This is a genomic window from Pseudomonas sp. CC6-YY-74, from assembly GCF_002025205.1.
Taxonomy (GTDB): domain Bacteria; phylum Pseudomonadota; class Gammaproteobacteria; order Pseudomonadales; family Pseudomonadaceae; genus Aquipseudomonas; species Aquipseudomonas paeninsulae.
Window position 1 is genome coordinate 3289575 of sequence record NZ_CP019947.1, and the last position, 15075, is coordinate 3304649.

13 protein-coding genes are annotated in these 15075 nt (G+C 62.9%); 10 read left to right on the forward strand and 3 right to left on the reverse strand.

Features of this window, described 5'->3' with window-relative positions; genetic code table 11:
• Positions 1–85 precede the first annotated feature (85 nt).
• From B2D37_RS14955 to B2D37_RS15000, 10 genes are all read left to right on the forward strand, one after another.
• Positions 86–2305 carry a primosomal protein N' gene (locus tag B2D37_RS14955; protein ID WP_079203430.1) on the forward strand — a complete coding sequence of 740 codons (2220 nt, stop codon included), beginning with the start codon at positions 86–88 and terminating at the stop codon, positions 2303–2305.
• A gap of 192 nt (positions 2306–2497) precedes the next feature.
• On the forward strand, positions 2498–4261 hold the full coding sequence (gene argS, locus B2D37_RS14960) for an arginine--tRNA ligase (RefSeq protein WP_079203431.1): 1764 nt from the start codon (positions 2498–2500) through the stop codon (positions 4259–4261).
• A complete protein-coding gene (locus B2D37_RS14965; RefSeq protein WP_079203432.1) occupies positions 4262–4948 on the forward strand; it encodes an SPOR domain-containing protein in 687 nt (228 codons plus the stop codon). It begins immediately after the preceding gene.
• A 196-nt stretch (positions 4949–5144) separates the two neighbouring features.
• A complete protein-coding gene (hslV, locus tag B2D37_RS14970; protein ID WP_079204996.1) occupies positions 5145–5678 on the forward strand; it encodes an ATP-dependent protease subunit HslV in 534 nt (177 codons plus the stop codon).
• Positions 5679–5705: 27 nt separating this feature from the next.
• Positions 5706–7046, forward strand: coding sequence for an ATP-dependent protease ATPase subunit HslU (gene hslU, locus B2D37_RS14975; protein ID WP_079203433.1), 1341 nt, complete (start codon positions 5706–5708; stop codon positions 7044–7046).
• 59 nt (positions 7047–7105) lie between these two features.
• Entirely contained in the window at positions 7106–7477 is a 372-nt protein-coding gene (locus tag B2D37_RS14980) for a gamma-butyrobetaine hydroxylase-like domain-containing protein (protein WP_079203434.1), read from the forward strand.
• Between the two features lie 339 nt (positions 7478–7816).
• Positions 7817–9496: a class II poly(R)-hydroxyalkanoic acid synthase gene (gene phaC, locus B2D37_RS14985; protein WP_079203435.1), complete on the forward strand. Its 1680-nt coding sequence runs from the start codon at positions 7817–7819 to the stop codon at positions 9494–9496.
• Between the two features lie 154 nt (positions 9497–9650).
• Positions 9651–10508, forward strand: a complete 858-nt coding sequence (gene phaZ / locus B2D37_RS14990) for a poly(3-hydroxyalkanoate) depolymerase (protein ID WP_079203436.1) — start codon at positions 9651–9653, stop codon at positions 10506–10508.
• A gap of 436 nt (positions 10509–10944) precedes the next feature.
• The gene (gene phaC, locus B2D37_RS14995; protein ID WP_079203437.1) at positions 10945–12627 is read left to right on the forward strand and encodes a class II poly(R)-hydroxyalkanoic acid synthase; all 1683 of its coding nucleotides are present in this window, start codon (positions 10945–10947) and stop codon (positions 12625–12627) included.
• Between the two features lie 81 nt (positions 12628–12708).
• Positions 12709–13323 (forward strand): TetR/AcrR family transcriptional regulator, encoded by a 615-nt coding sequence (locus tag B2D37_RS15000; RefSeq protein ID WP_079203438.1) that lies wholly within the window; start codon positions 12709–12711, stop codon positions 13321–13323.
• An 82-nt stretch (positions 13324–13405) separates the two neighbouring features.
• On the opposite strand, the gene B2D37_RS15005 is transcribed toward B2D37_RS15000, so the two are convergent.
• From B2D37_RS15005 to B2D37_RS15015, 3 genes are all read right to left on the reverse strand, one after another.
• Positions 13406–14125: a phasin family protein gene (locus tag B2D37_RS15005; RefSeq protein WP_079203439.1), complete on the reverse strand. Its 720-nt coding sequence runs from the start codon at positions 14123–14125 to the stop codon at positions 13406–13408.
• Between the two features lie 10 nt (positions 14126–14135).
• Positions 14136–14582 carry a phasin family protein gene (locus tag B2D37_RS15010; protein WP_079203440.1) on the reverse strand — a complete coding sequence of 149 codons (447 nt, stop codon included), beginning with the start codon at positions 14580–14582 and terminating at the stop codon, positions 14136–14138.
• Positions 14583–14766: 184 nt separating this feature from the next.
• Entirely contained in the window at positions 14767–15045 is a 279-nt protein-coding gene (locus tag B2D37_RS15015) for a polyhydroxyalkanoic acid system family protein (RefSeq protein WP_079203441.1), read from the reverse strand.
• Positions 15046–15075: the final 30 nt, after the last annotated feature.

The following is a 15075-nucleotide window of genomic DNA, read 5'->3' on the forward strand; positions in this document are numbered from 1 at the left end:
CCGAGCCACGACGCAAGCCACCGCGGAGGCCGGCCGTCGCCAGGCCGCGTGCTAAGATCGCGCCCTTCTGCCTGGAGCCCGCCGCGTGCCCGACGCCATTCTGCGCATTGCTCTGCCCTCACCGCTGCGCCGCCTGTTCGACTACCGTGCGCCGCCCGGCGTACCGCGCAGCGCCCTGCAGCCGGGCGCACGATTGCGCGTGCCCTTTGGCCGGCGCGAGCTGATCGGCATCCTGATCGAGGTGACGGATCACAGTGAGGTCCCCACAGGCAAGCTCAAACCCGCCCTGCAACTGCTCGATGCCCAGTCGCCGCTGCCGCCAGCGCTGTTCAAGCTGTGCCTGTGGACGGCGCAGTATTACCAGCACAGCCTGGGCGACACCCTCAGCTGGGCGTTGCCGGTATTGCTGCGCCAGGGCGAACCGGCGGAGGTTCGCCAGGAGCGCTTCTGGCACCTGGTCGACGGCGCCCAACTGGATGACCCGCGCCTGAGCCGCGCACCGCGCCAGCGCGAGGCCCTGCAAACCATCGCCCAGCACCCGCACGGCGTTGCTCATCAACTGCTTGGCCAGTTGCAACTGAATAAGGAAAGCCTGGGTCAGCTGCGTGAGAAAGGCCTGGTGCGCGTCGAGATACGCCGGCATGCCGCCAGTGAACGCCACCTCAACTGGCTGGCGGAACCGGAACTGCCCCTGAACCCGGAGCAACGCGCGGCAGCCGAAGCGGTTCGCACCGGCTTCGGCCACTTCAATGCCTTCCTGCTCGCTGGGGTCACCGGTAGCGGCAAGACCGAGGTCTATCTGCAGCTGATCCGCGAGACCCTGGAAGCCGGCAAGCAGGCCCTGGTACTAATCCCGGAGATCAACCTCGGCCCACAGACCCTGGCGCGCTTCGAGCGGCGCTTCAACGCGCGAATCGCCCTGCTCCACTCCGGGGTCAACGACCGCGAGCGCCTGGACGCCTGGCTGGCCGCCCGCGACGGCGAGGCCGACATCATCATCGGCACCCGCTCGGCACTGTTCACGCCAATGCAGCGCCCCGGCCTGATCATCATCGACGAGGAACATGACGCGTCCTACAAGCAGCAGGAAGGCCTGCGCTACCACGCCCGCGACCTGGCCGTGGTGCGCGCGCACCAGGAAAACATTCCGATCCTGCTCGGCTCGGCCACGCCTTCCCTGGAAAGCCTGCACAACGCCCACAGCGGCCGTTACGCCATGCTGCACCTGCACCAGCGCGCCGGCGGCGCCCAACAACCGCGCTTTCTGCGTCTGGACGTGAAGAGCCGGCCGCTCGACTCCGGCATTTCCGGCCCCATGCAGCAAGCCATCGCCAAGACCCTGGCGACCGGCCAGCAGGTGCTGGTGTTTCTCAACCGCCGCGGCTTCGCCCCGACCCTGCTCTGCCACGACTGCGGCTGGCTGTCGGAATGCCCACGCTGCGATGCGCGGATGACCGTGCACCAGCGCTCCGGCGAGTTGCGCTGCCATCACTGCGGGCACGTCGAGCGCCAGCCGAGCAACTGCCCGAAGTGCAACAACGTCGACCTGCGCCCGGTCGGCGCCGGCACCGAGCGCGCCGAAGAGCGCCTGGGCATTCTCTTTCCGCAGGTGCCGGTATTGCGCGTGGACCGCGACAGCACCTCGCGCAAGGAGGCCATGACCAGCCTGTTCAACACCGTGCAACGCGGCGAACCGTGCATCCTGGTCGGCACCCAGATGCTCGCCAAGGGCCACCATTTCCCCCGCGTGACCCTGGTGGCGATTCTGGATGCCGACGGCGGGCTGTTCTCCGCCGATTTTCGCGCCAGCGAGCGCATGGCCCAGCTGATCGTCCAGGTCGCCGGCCGCGCCGGCCGCGCCGAGGAACCCGGCAAAGTAATCATTCAGAGTCACCTGGCGGACCACCCATTATTGGTGCAACTGACCGAACAGGGCTACTTCGCCTTCGCCGAGCAAGCCTTAAGCGAACGCCGCAGCGCCGGCTTGCCGCCGTTCTGCCACCTGGCTCTGCTGCGCGCCGAAGCGCACAAGCCGGGACAGGCCGAAGGTTTTCTCGATGAGGCCTGCAGCGAAGCCGAACTGCTGGTGAGCGAACTCAAGCTGAGCGGCATCGAGCTGCTTGGCCCAGTTCCGGCACCGATGGAACGCCGCGCCGGCCGTTACCGCGCGCAACTCTTGGTGCAAGCCAACGCCCGCGCGCCGCTGCACCGCCTGCTCAGCACCTGGATGCTGGCGCTGGAGCAAATGCCCAGCGGCCGCGCGGTCCGTTGGTCGCTGGATGTCGACCCGATAGATTTGTTTTGAACGGCAAGCTGCAAGCCTTGCAGGGCGGGCGGGACGGCGATCCATTGGCAGCCAACACAAGCCATGTATCAGAGGACTGATGCCGCGCCGACCCGCTTAAAGCTTGATGCTGCGGCCGTAGGGCGCCGATAATGCCCCGTTTTCAACCAGCGCCTCAGGGCACAGCCGCCTCAACGGCCGACCGAGCAGACCATGAAAGACAGCATTCGCCACCTGATCCAGCAAGCCCTGATCCGCCTGACTACCGAAGGCGTGCTGCCCGAGGGCCTGAGCCCGACGATTCAGGTGGAGAACACCAAGGACAAGAGCCACGGTGATTTCGCCAGCAATATCGCCATGATGCTGGCCAAACCGGCCGCCATGAAGCCGCGCGAGTTGGCCGAAAAGCTGATCGCCGCGTTGCCCAGCGATGATCAGATCAGCAAGGTCGAAATCGCCGGCCCCGGCTTTCTCAACTTTTACCAGAACAGCCAGGCCCTGGCCGGTCGCCTCGACGCCCAACTGGCCGACGCCAAGCTCGGCGTACGCAAAGCCGGCGCCCCGCAGACCGTGGTGATTGACCTGTCCTCGCCGAACCTGGCCAAGGAAATGCACGTCGGCCACCTGCGTTCGACCATCATTGGCGACGCCGTGGCACGGGTGCTGGAGTTTCTCGGCGACCGGGTGATCCGGCAGAATCACGTCGGCGACTGGGGCACCCAGTTCGGCATGCTGCTGGCCTTTATGGAGGCCAACCCAGCCGCCGCCGAGAGCGAGCTGGCCGACCTGGAAGGCTTCTACCGCGCGGCGAAGAAGTGCTTCGACGACTCCGCCGCGTTCGCCGAGCGCGCCCGCGAGCTGGTGGTACAGCTGCAAGCCGGCGACGCCGAATGCATGCGCCTGTGGCACCGCTTCAACGAGATTTCCCTGTCGCACTGCCAGAAAGCCTACGACCGCCTGGGCGTCAAGCTGTCCCCGGCCGACGTCAAGGGCGAGAGCGCCTACAACGCCGAACTGCCGGGCATTATCGACGCCCTGCGTGACAAGGGCCTGCTCAGCGAGAGCGACGGCGCCCAGTGCGTATTCCTCGACGAATACATGAATGCCGAAGGCAAGCCGCTGCCGGTGATCGTGCAGAAGGCCGGCGGCGGCTACCTCTATTCGACCACCGACCTGGCCGCCATGCACTACCGCAGCCAGGTGCTCAAGGCCGACCGTGCGCTGTATTTCGTCGACCAGCGCCAGGCCCTGCACTTCCAGATGACCTTCGAAGTGGCGCGCCGCGCCGGCTTCGTGCATGCAGGCATGCAGCTCGAACACATGGGCTTCGGCACCATGAACGGCGCCGATGGCCGGCCGTTCAAGACCCGCGATGGCGGCACGGTGAAGCTGATCGACCTGCTCGACGAGGCCGTAGAACGTGCCTATGCGCTGGTAAAAGCCCGCAATGATCAACGAGCCGACCGCGGAGAAGCCCCGTTTACCGAAGAGCAACTGCGAACCATCGGTAACGTGGTGGGCATCGCCTCGGTCAAATACGCCGACCTGTCCAAGCACCGTACCAGCGATTACCGCTTCAACTTCGAGCAGATGCTCAGCTTCGAGGGCAACACCGCGCCTTATTTGCTCTACGCCTACACCCGCGTGGCCAGCATATTCCGCAAGCTGGGCAAGAGCTTCGCGGAGATCGACGGCCAACTCGACCTGCAAGCCGCCCATGAAGTCGAGCTGGCCGGCAAGCTGGCGCAGTTTTCCGAAGTACTCGGCGGCGTGGCCGAGAAAGGCGAACCGCACCAACTGTGCGCCTACCTCTACGACCTGGCCGGGCTGTTCTCCAGCTTCTACGAACATTGTCCGATCCTCACCGCCGAGGACCAGGCAACCCAACAGAGTCGCCTGCGCCTGGCCGCCCTGACCGGCCGCACGCTCAAACAGGGCCTGGAATTACTCGGTCTGGAAACCCTGGAGCGCATGTAAATGGCGGCGCGCAAGAAGCCCCCGGTGAAACGCGGCGCCAGCCGCTACAAGGCACCGGCGAAGAAACCCGTGCCGGGCTGGATCTGGCTGGCCTGCGGCCTGGTCGTCGGCGTATTTGTCATGTTGCTGATGAACCTGCAGCCAGGGGGCGACGCGGTCAAACGCAACAAGGCCGAGACCGCGCGCGTCAGTAGCAAGCCCAAGCCGAAATCCACCACGCAGGCGCCAACCAAGCCCAAGTACGATTTCTACACCCTACTGCCCGAGTCGGAAGTCATAGTGCCGCCGGACGCCCTACCGCCACCTGCGCCCGCACAACCAACAGTGACGCCGGAACAGGCGGCTAAAATCGACGCCGCACGCGCCCTGGCCGCACTCAACGGTGAAACGCCGCCGCCGGCACCGCCAGTTGCCCCCACCCCACCAGCTGTCCAGGCGCCACTGAGCACCCAGTTTTTCCTCCAGGCCGGCTCGTTCCGGCGCAAGGATGATGCGGAAAGCGTCCGGGCGCAGATCATCCTGCTCGGCCAGAACGTTAGGGTGGAGTCCGGCACGGTGCGCGAGGAGACGTGGTACCGCGTGCTGGTCGGTCCCTTCGCCAACCGCGAACAACTCGCAGTCTCGCAAAAAGCCCTGGCCGCCAACGGCTTCAGCAATCTGCTCCTGCAGCAACGGCAGAACCGCTGAACCTCACCCCGATCGGCCCACCAGGGGTCGGTCGGGGCTTTTGCCCAGCGCTCACACCCTGCCTCGGCAATCTGCTGTTACAGGCGCAATCACACCGTTTGGTCGAGAATCATCCAGCGCAGGTTGAAAAGCCCCCCACGCCCCCCCATTTGAATCAGCATTGGGCATTTTCGCCCCGCTGCGTGGAGACTACCCCTTGACCACCATCGTTTCAGTACGCCGCCACGGCAAAGTCGTCATGGGCGGCGACGGCCAGGTTTCTCTCGGCAACACCGTGATGAAAGGCAATGCGAAGAAGGTTCGTCACCTCTATCACGGCCAGGTCCTCGCCGGTTTCGCCGGCGCCACCGCGGACGCCTTCACCCTATTCGAGCGCTTCGAAGGCAAGCTGGAAAAACACCAGGGCCACCTGGTACGCGCCGCCGTCGAACTGGCCAAGGACTGGCGCACCGACCGCTCGCTGAGCCGCCTGGAAGCCATGCTCGCAGTGGCCAACAAAGACGCCTCGCTGATCATCACCGGCAATGGCGATGTGGTGGAACCGGAGCACGGCCTGATCGCCATGGGCTCCGGCGGCGGCTTTGCCCAAGCCGCGGCATTGGCCTTGCTGCAGAATACCGAGCAGATGTCGGCCCACGAAATTGCGGAAAAGGCGTTGAACATTGCCGCGTCCATCTGTGTCTTTACCAATCAGAATCTGACTATCGAGGAACTGGACTCGGCCATCTGAGCCGATTTCCGTTCGGAGCCGCCTGCTATGTCCATGACGCCCCGCGAAATCGTTCACGAACTCAACCGCCACATCATTGGCCAGGATGACGCCAAGCGTGCCGTGGCCATCGCCCTGCGTAATCGCTGGCGGCGTATGCAACTGCCGCTGGAGTTGCGCACCGAAGTGACGCCGAAGAACATCCTGATGATCGGCCCGACCGGTGTCGGCAAGACCGAAATCGCCCGACGCCTGGCCAAACTGGCCGGTGCACCGTTCATCAAGGTCGAAGCGACCAAATTCACCGAAGTCGGCTACGTCGGCCGCGATGTCGAGTCGATCATTCGTGACCTGGCCGATGCTGCGATCAAGATGCTCCGCGAGCAGGAGATGATCAAGGTCCGCCACCGTGCCGAAGACGCCGCCGAAGAGCGCATCCTCGATGCCCTGCTACCGCCGCCGCGCGCCGGCTTCAATGAAGACCCAACGCCGAGCGGCGACTCCAATACCCGCCAACTGTTCCGCAAGCGCCTGCGCGAAGGCCAGCTGGATGACAAGGACATCGACATCGAGGTGACCGACAGTCCTGCCGGTATCGAGATCATGACCCCGCCGGGCATGGAAGAGATGACCAGCCAGCTGCAGAGCCTGTTCTCCAACATGGGCAAGGGCAAGAAGAAGAGCCGCACGCTCAAGGTCAAGGAAGCGCTGAAGCTGGTGCGCGACGAAGAGGCCGCGCGCCTGGTCAACGAGGAAGAGCTGAAAGCCACGGCCCTCGAAGCCGTGGAGCAGAACGGCATCGTCTTCATCGACGAGATCGACAAGGTCACCAAACGTGGCAACGTTGGCGGCGCCGACGTCTCCCGCGAAGGCGTGCAACGCGACCTGCTGCCGCTGATTGAGGGCTGCACGGTCAACACCAAGCTGGGCATGGTCAAGACCGACCACATCCTGTTCATCGCCTCCGGCGCCTTCCACCTGAGCAAGCCGAGCGACCTGGTGCCGGAACTGCAAGGCCGCCTGCCAATCCGCGTCGAACTCAAGGCGCTGTCGCCGGAAGACTTCGAGCGTATTCTCACCGAACCGCACGCCTCCCTGACCGAGCAGTACATTGCCCTGCTCAACACCGAGGGCTTGAAAATCGAGTTCGCCGCAGACGGCATCAAGCGGCTTGCCGAGATTGCCTGGCAGGTCAACGAGAAGACCGAGAATATCGGTGCGCGACGCCTGCACACCCTGCTCGAGCGCCTGCTCGAAGAGGTGTCCTTCAGCGCCGGCGACCTGGCCGCCCAGCATGACGAGAAGCCGATCCGCATCGATGCCGACTACGTCAATGACCACCTCGGCGAACTGGCCGAGGACGAAGACCTCTCGCGCTATATTCTTTAACCCAACAGCCAACCTGTAGGAGTCGGCTTGCTGACTCCTACAACAACCGGGCATCGATAATGCACATCCCCTCCGCAGTCAAACTGCACAAGGCATCGCGAACCCTGGAGCTGCAATACGGCAGCGCCAGCTACACCCTGCCGGCAGAGTTCCTTCGCGTGCACTCGCCCTCGGCGGAAGTGCAAGGCCATGGCAAGCCCATTCTGCAGACCGGCAAGCTGCACGTCGCCCTGAGCGGCGTCGAGCCGGCCGGTAATTACGCCCTGAAGCTCTGTTTCGACGATGGCCACGACAGCGGGCTGTTCAGCTGGGACTACCTGTATGAACTGGCCACCCATCAGGATCGTTTATGGGCCGACTACCTGACCGCGCTCGCTGCTGCCGGGAAATCCCGCGACCCCGACGAGTTCGTGGTCAAGCTGATGCTCTAGCCCAACAGGCGAGCCAGAGCCGCCCCGCCTATTCCAGCCGCCTGCAACGGGCGGACGGATCCACGCTCAAGAGCTTCCCGCGCCGAGGTTAGAGCGCACTTTCTAATCTATCTCGGCATACTCAGCGCGCACTTGCCCGTATCGCGGCAAGCTTGCGCAAATCAATAAACTCGGGTAACCAAGGAACTGGCAGGTTCCCTGCATTTGGCCAAGCCGGATGCATACATTGAGAAGCGGATTAGTTCCGCCCCCGGTAACCCGAGCAATACCCGGTCTAGTCCCGTGTCGCCTTGCACAGCAACACGCCGGTATTCGTCTCAGGACAATGGAGCGTCGTAGATGTCTGAAAAAAGCAATGATGATCTGAAACGCCAAGCTTCAGAGAACACCCTCGGTCTGAACCCGATCGTCGGCATCCAAAGCAAGGACCTGCTTACGTCGGCTCGCACGGTGCTCACCCAGGCCATCCGGCAACCGTTTCACAGCGCCAAACACGTCGCTCATTTCGCCGTGGAGCTGAAGAACGTCCTGCTTGGCAAGTCCGACCTGCAACCCGAGAGTGGCGACCGCCGTTTCGTCGATCCGGCCTGGAGCCAGAATCCGCTGTACAAGCGCTATCTACAAACCTACCTGGCCTGGCGCAAGGAACTGCATGACTGGGTCGAGCACAGCAACCTGTCGGAGCAGGACGCCAACCGCGGACACTTCGTCATCAACCTGATGATCGACGCCATGGCGCCGAGCAACAGCATGGCCAACCCGGCGGCGGTCAAGCGCTTCTTCGAGACCGGCGGCAAGAGCCTGCTCGACGGCCTGTCGCACCTGGCCAAGGACATTGTCAATAACGGCGGCATGCCCAGCCAGGTCGACATGACGGCCTTCGAGGTCGGCAAGAGCCTGGCCACCACCGAAGGCGTGGTGGTGTTCCGCAACAGCGTGCTGGAGCTGATCCAGTACCGACCGAGCACCGAACAGGTGCACGAGCGCCCGCTGCTGGTGGTGCCACCACAGATCAACAAGTTCTATATCTTCGACCTGTCGCCAGAGAAGAGCCTGGCGCGCTTCCTGCTGCGTAGCGGCGTGCAGACCTTCGTGGTCAGTTGGCGCAACCCGACCAAGGCGCAACGCGAGTGGGGCCTGTCGAGCTATATCGAAGCGCTCAAGGAAGCCATCGAGGCGGTCATCGCGATCACCGGCAGCCAAGATATCAATATGCTCGGTGCCTGCTCCGGCGGCATGACCACTGCCTCGCTGCTCGGCCACTATGCGGCGCTTGGCGAGCACAAGGTTCACGCCCTGACCCTGCTGGTCAGCGTGCTGGACAACAAACTGGACACCCAGGTCGCACTGTTCGCCGACGAGAATACCCTGGAGATGGCCAAGCGGCGCTCCTACCAGGCCGGCGTCATCGAGGGCAGCGACATGGCCAAGGTGTTTGCCTGGATGCGTCCCAACGACCTGATCTGGAACTACTGGGTCAACAACTACCTGCTCGGCAACGAACCTCCGGTGTTCGACATCCTCCACTGGAACAACGACACCACCCGCCTGCCCGCCGCGCTGCACGGCGAGTTCATCGACATGTTCAAGACCAATCCGTTGATCCGTCCCGGCGCGTTGGAAGTCTGCGGCACGCCGATCGACCTCAAGCAGGTCACCTGCGACGTCTTCTGCCTCGCCGGCACCACCGATCACATCACCCCCTGGGAGGCGTGCTACAGGTCGGTCCACCTGTTCGGCGGCAAATGCGAGTTCGTCCTGTCCAGCAGCGGGCATATCCAGAGCATCCTCAACCCGCCGGGCAACCCCAAGTCGCGCTACATGACCAACACGGAAATGCCCTTCGAGCCGAAAGACTGGCAGGCAAATGCAACCAAGCACACCGACTCCTGGTGGCTGCACTGGCAGAAGTGGCTGACCGAGCGCTCCGGGCCGAGTAAAAAAGCGCCGAGCAAACTGGGCAACAAACAGTTCCCGCCCGGCGAGCCAGCACCTGGAACCTACGTACACGAACGTTGATCGACTGCGCCCTGCGCACCACTGCCCGCGGCACCTGGAAGTGCCGCTCGCCCAACCGGCATACCCGCCGCGTTGGCGACCAGGTTTGCCCTGGTAGTTCTCGGTGAGACCTGGACGGTCTCACCCAGTGTTTTCACTCATAGGGCCTGCGCGCATGTCATTACCTTTTGTATTCCGCACCATCGACCTGGATGGCCAAACCATCCGTACTGCCGTGCGTCCCGGCAGTGGCAAGATGGCGCCGCTGCTGATTTTCAATGGTATCGGCGCCAACCTGGAACTGGTCATGCCCTTCGTTCGCGCGCTCGACAGCGATCTCGAAGTGATCGCCTTCGACGTGCCCGGTGTCGGTGGCTCCTCGACCCCCCGCACCCCTTATCGCTTCCCCGGCCTGGCCAAACTGGCGGCGCGCATGCTCGACTACCTGGACTACGGCCAGGTCAATGTGATCGGCGTGTCCTGGGGCGGCGCCCTGGCGCAACAGTTCGCCCATGACTACCCGGAACGCTGCAAGAAGCTGGTGTTGGCGGCCACCTCGGCCGGCGCGGTAATGGTCCCGGGCAAGCCCAAGGTGCTCTGGCGCATGGCCAGTCCGCGGCGCTATGTGCAGCCGTCCTATGGCGTGCAGATCGCTCCGGACATCTATGGCGGCGCCTTCCGCCGCGACCCCAAGCTGGCCCTGGCACATGCCAGCAAGGTGCGCTCGGGCGGCAAGATGGGCTACTACTGGCAGCTGTTCGCTGGCGTCGGCTGGACCAGCATCCACTGGTTGCACAAGATCCGCCAACCGACCCTGGTACTGGCCGGCGACGACGACCCGTTGATCCCGCTGATCAACATGCGCCTGCTGGCCTGGCGCATTCCGAATGCCGATCTGCACGTAATCGACGATGGTCACCTGTTCCTGGTGACCCGCGCCGGAGTAGTGGCACCGCTGATCATGAAGTTCCTCGCCGAAGAACGCCAACCTGCAGTGATGCACCCCAAGCCCTCAACTGCTCGCCAGAACTGAGCCGCACCGAGATACGCTGAAAAAACGCTCGCCGACTGCGGCGGCCTGCCAACGCCCGCGGCGAGGTTGCACTACATAAAAAAGCGGGGGCATTCAGCGCAAAACGCTCGTCCTGCGACCGCGCGCGCTGCTGGCGTTGCGCAACGCCCCGAGCGGCTCTCGCGACAGCACCCGATATGTTCACCATCGCAGATCAGCCGGTAAAAAACCCCTCGCCCGATGAGCCCAATAGGTTCACGATCACCGAGCCGAGTGGGGCACGAACGGCACACGACTGCCCCATCTTGGTGCAGGCCTGGGGGTCTGGCACTTGATTGCCCACGCAGTTACATGCTGGGGAACATCCTGCGCTAGTCTAGACGGCGAACCCGCAGCCTCTTGGTACAAGCCTTGCTGTATTGCTCCCTGATCACGGATAGTTTTGGAGTGTCGCCCCATGCGCAAACAACCTTCGGCACATAGCCTGCCGGCCCCGTCCGGCTCAATGAATGCCCAGAACGCGGTCGTTGGCCTGCGTGCCAGAGACGTGCTTTCCACCCTGCGCGGCTTGGCCTTGCAGGGCTTGCGCCAGCCGGTTCACAGCGGCCGACACGTACTGGCGCTGGGCGGACAACTGGGCCGCGTCCTGCTCGGCGACACGCCGTACAAGGTCAACCCGAAGGATGCGCGCTTTGCCGATCCGACCTGGCAACTCAATCCGTTTTACCGGCGCAGCCTGCAGGCCTACCTGGCCTGGCAACATCAGCTGGACAACTGGATAGAGGAAAGCGACATGAGCGCCGACGACCGCACCCGTGCGCGCTTCGTTGTCAGCATCCTCGGCGATGCCCTGTCCCCCACCAACACCCTACTCAACCCATTGGCGCTCAAGGAACTGTTCAACAGTGGCGGCAGCAGCGTAGTCAAAGGCCTGGGCCATCTGCTCGACGACCTGCTGCACAACGACGGCCTGCCCAGCCAGGTCAACAAGCACGCCTTCGAAGTCGGCCGCAGCCTGGCCGCCACGCCCGGCGCGGTGGTGTTCCGCAATGAACTGCTGGAGCTGATCCAGTACAAGCCGATGAGCGAGAAGCAGTACTTACGGCCCCTGCTGATCGTGCCGCCGCAGATCAACAAGTACTACATCTTCGACCTGTCGCCTGACAAGAGCTTCGTCCAGTACGCGCTGAAGAACGGTTTGCAGGTCTTCGTGGTGAGCTGGCGCAACCCGGACGCGCGTCATCGCGAGTGGGGCCTGTCGAGCTATGTGCAGGCAGTCGAAGAGGCCATTGATGTCTGTCGGGCGATCACCGCCAGCAAGGACGTCAACTTGCTGGGCGCCTGCGCCGGCGGTCTGACCATCGCCGCCTTGCAGGGGCACCTGCAAGCCAAGCGGCAGCTGCGCAAAGTCGCCAGCGCCACCTATCTGGTCAGCTTGCTGGACAGTCAGCTGGATAGCCCGGCCATGCTCTTCGCCGATGAAAAAACCCTGGAGGCGGCTAAGCGCCGCTCCTATCAGCAAGGCGTACTGGACGGTCGCGACATGGCCAGGGTGTTCGCCTGGATGCGCCCCAACGACCTGATCTGGAACTACTGGATCAACAACTACCTGCTCGGCAAGCAACCACCGGCCTTCGACATTCTCTACTGGAACAACGACAGCACCCGCCTGCCGGCCGCCCTGCATGGCGACCTGATCGACTTCTTCCAACACAATCCGCTGATCCGTGCCGGCGGCCTGGAAATCTGCGGCACCCCGGTCGACCTGCGCAAGGTCACGGTCGACAGCTTCAACGTCGCCGGAATCAACGACCACATCACCCCCTGGGATGCGGTGTACCGCTCAAGCCTGCTGATGGGCGGCAACAAGCGTTTCATCCTGTCCAACAGCGGGCACATCCAGAGCATCCTCAACCCGCCGGGCAACCCCAAGGCCAACTACCTCGAGAGCGACAAGCTCAGCGCCGACCCGCGCGCCTGGTACCATGACGCCCAGAAGCACGACGGCAGCTGGTGGCCGCAGTGGCTAAACTGGATCCAGGAGCACGCCGGCGAGCAACGCGATACCCTTGTAACCCTGGGCAACGCGCATTACCCGGCAATGGAAGCAGCACCCGGCACCTTTGTGCATGTGCGCTAGCAGCGCACGCTACCGAGCACCGGCCGAGGCCACCTTCGGCCGGTTATCTTCCAGCCGCCCCTGTCAGCATAAGAAGACCGGATGAAAACCCGCGATCGTATCCTCGAATGCGCGCTGATGCTGTTCAACCAGCAAGGCGAGCCGAATGTTTCCATCCTGGAAATCGCCAATGAACTGGGGATCAGCCCGGGCAACCTGTACTACCACTTCCACGGTAAAGAACCGCTGATTCTCGGTCTGTTCGAGCGTTTCCATGCAGAACTGGCGCCACTGCTCAATCCTCCTGACGACGTACGCCTGGATGTCGAGGACTACTGGCTGTTCCTGCACCTGATCGTCGAACGCATGGCACACTACTGCTTTCTGTTCCAGGACTTGTCCAACCTGGCCGGGCGCTTGCCAAAGCTGGCCCGCGGCATCCGTAACTGGTTGAACGCCTTGAAACGCACCCTGGCATCACTGCTGGCGCGACTGAAGGCGGAAAATCAGCTAGTCAGCGATACCCATTCCCTCGGCCAACTGGTCGAGCAGATCACCATGACCCTGCTGTTCTCTCTCGACTATCAGCGCATCATCGGCCGCGAGGGCGAGAGCCGACTGGTGGTCTATCAGGTGATGATGTTGGTGGCGCCACACCTGACAAGTGAATCACGCTTCGCTGCCGAGCATCTGGCGCAACGCTATCTGGAAACCTGAGTCTGCCAAGCTGAATCCCGCGTAAACACAAACGCAAACGCCCGGCACTAGGCCGGGCGTTTGTGTTTACCGCGGTAAGTCTTTAGGCCTGGCTGGCCGGTGTTGCTGGAGCAGCTACGGGCGCAGGAGCAGGCGCAGGCGCAGCTGCTGGCTCCGCTGCAGCTTGCGGCGCAGCCGGCTTAGCGACGGCTTTTACCGCGGGCTTGGTTGCTGGCTTTGCAGCCGGCTTGGCGGCCGGTTTAGCAGCTGGCTTGGGTGCAGCTTTAACCGCAGGTTTGGCGGCGGCCTTGGCGACTGGCTTGGCTGCAACTTTCGCTGCCGGCTTGGCAGCGGCTTTGGCTGCTGGCTTGGCGGCAGACTTAGCGGCAGGCTTGACCGAAACACCGGTCAACTGCTCGATCTGCTTGGTCAGACTATCGACCTTGGCGTTGAGCGCTTTCACTTCATTGCGGCTCGGTACGCCGAGACGCGAAATGGCGTTGTTCAGGCGCCGGTCGAACGCTTCTTCCAGCTCGCCCCACTTGCCGAGTGCCCGATCCTTGACTTCATCGACCTTGGACTTGGTGCTGCCCACTTTCGACTCGACAGTGGACTTCACCGCATCGACTTGCTTGTCGACTTCGCTCTTGGCCAGCGTCTCGGCTTTTTCGCCGTCCTTGACCAGCGTATCGAACAGCTTGGTGCCGTCCTTGCTGACCTTGGAGTAAGCACCTAGACCTGCCAACCAGATCTGGCGCGAGTATTTTTCAACTTCGCCGATCCAGGAGCTGGACTGCTTTTCGATTTTCTTTTTGACGGCCATGCTGTTCTCCTTATTTGGTACGCGCGACTTGCTCGAGCAACGCGCTCAGCTGATCAAGCTTAGCAGAGAGTGCTGCAACGTCCTGCCTGGACGGGATGCCGATACGGTTGAGCGCACTGGCCACACGGGCATCGAAAGCCTTCTCGATTTTATCGAGCTGCACTTCGACTTTACCTTTTACGCTGCTGACGTTGCCGGTCACGTTGTTCTTGACGTGGTCGATCTGGCTGTTGGCTGCCTCGACTTGCTCGCTGACCAGCTTCTTGCCCTGCTCTTCGACGCCTTCGCCGCTCTTGACCAGCTCCTTGAAATACTCGAAGCCTTCCTGTCCGGCCTTGGCGTAGGCGCCCAGGCCAGCCAGCCAGATCTTGCGGGCATAGACTTTGGCGTCGGTCAGCACGGTGGCTTTATCTTCGACTTCGACTTCGACTTTCTTCTTCACGACAACTTTCGACATGGTGCACCTCACGCGCAGTGGTTTGAGGAAACGCCCACGGAATGCAGGCTTGAACACACGGTATCGAGGAAAATTAGAAACCACATACTAGTTGCGAAAAAAGATCAGCCGAGCCTCAGCAGCTACCCAACCTCAGCAGCGGGCGCCCAAGTGGCCGCAGTCGACGGAGATTTTTATCACAAACTCAGGCCTTGAGGCTCTTATCCAGCACCTCTTCGATTTCCCGCTTGATGCTGCCGCTCATGGCAGACAGCAGCAGACCGAGGTTAAGTTGCACACGCACCTGATCCTCGCCTACCTCGATACGACCATCGGCACCGCTGCGCTTGAATTCCAGGGTGTCGCCGTTCCAGCTGTAACGCACGGCGTATTCGCGGGCCAAGCGTTCGGCCAGTTGCTCGGCTTTTTCCCGGGCGGCCTCGCGACCGAGCGAATGGGGGCGTTGCACATCAATTCTGGCCATGGCGTTTCTCCTCAGCAGACCAACTGCGAC